The following is a 1,253-nucleotide window of genomic DNA, read 5'->3' on the forward strand; positions in this document are numbered from 1 at the left end:
GTTGCTTCCGGCAGGTTTTCCGGTGGAAAACCGCCTGCCGCAACCGGTCAGAATTCCGGTAACCCGGAATTCGACCTTACTCGATGATCTTCGACACCACGCCGGCGCCGACGGTGCGGCCGCCTTCGCGGATGGCGAAGCGCAGGCCGTCTTCCATCGCGATCGGTGCGATCAGCTCGACGGTGAAGCCAACGTTATCGCCCGGCATCACCATCTCGGTGCCTTCGGCCAGCGTCACGGTGCCGGTCACGTCGGTGGTCCGGAAGTAGAACTGCGGACGGTAGTTCGCGAAGAACGGGGTGTGACGGCCGCCCTCTTCCTTGGTCAGGATATAGGCTTCGGCTTCGAACTTGGTGTGCGGGGTCACCGATTTCGGCTTGCACAGAACCTGGCCGCGCTCGACGCCTTCACGGTCGATGCCGCGCAGCAGCGCGCCGATGTTGTCGCCGGCTTCACCACGGTCCAGCAGCTTGCGGAACATCTCCACACCGGTGCAGGTGGTGGTCTGGGTGTCGCGGATCCCCACGATCTCGATCGTGTCGCCGACGTTGATCACGCCACGCTCGACACGGCCCGTCACCACGGTGCCGCGGCCCGAGATCGAGAACACGTCTTCGATCGGCATCAGGAACGGCTGGTCAACCGCACGCTCGGGCGTCGGGATGTACTCGTCAACCGCCGCCATCAGCGCGCGGATCGAGTTCTCGCCGATCTCCGGGTTGGTGCCGTTCATCGCGTTCAGCGCCGAGCCCTTGACGATCGGAATATCGTCGCCGGGGAAGTCGTAGGAGCTGAGCAGCTCGCGCACTTCCATCTCGACCAGTTCCAGCAGCTCTTCGTCGTCGACCTGGTCGACCTTGTTCATGTACACGACCAGCGCCGGAACGCCGACCTGACGCGCCAGCAGGATGTGCTCGCGGGTCTGCGGCATCGGGCCGTCAGCGGCGTTCACAACCAGGATCGCGCCGTCCATCTGGGCGGCACCGGTGATCATGTTCTTGACGTAGTCGGCGTGGCCGGGGCAGTCCACGTGGGCATAGTGGCGCGCTTCGGTCTCGTATTCCACATGCGCGGTCGAGATCGTGATCCCGCGCGCCTTCTCCTCGGGCGCCGAGTCAATCGCGTCATACGCCTTGAAGTCGCCGAAATACTTGGTGATTGCTGCGGTCAGCGTGGTCTTGCCGTGGTCAACGTGCCCAATCGTGCCGATGTTGACGTGCGGTTTCGTACGCGCGAACTTTTCCTTTGCCATT

General features: G+C 63.6%; 1 protein-coding gene. It reads right to left on the bottom strand.

Features of this window, described 5'->3' with window-relative positions:
* Window positions 1–76 precede the first annotated feature (76 nt).
* Complete coding sequence (gene tuf / locus OE747_RS24570; RefSeq protein ID WP_263831058.1) at window positions 77–1,252, bottom strand: elongation factor Tu; 1,176 nt, start codon at window positions 1,250–1,252, stop codon at window positions 77–79.
* Window position 1,253: the final 1 nt, after the last annotated feature.

This window comes from Ruegeria aquimaris, assembly GCF_025751555.1.
In the GTDB taxonomy this organism is placed as follows: Bacteria; Pseudomonadota; Alphaproteobacteria; order Rhodobacterales; family Rhodobacteraceae; genus Ruegeria_B; species Ruegeria_B aquimaris.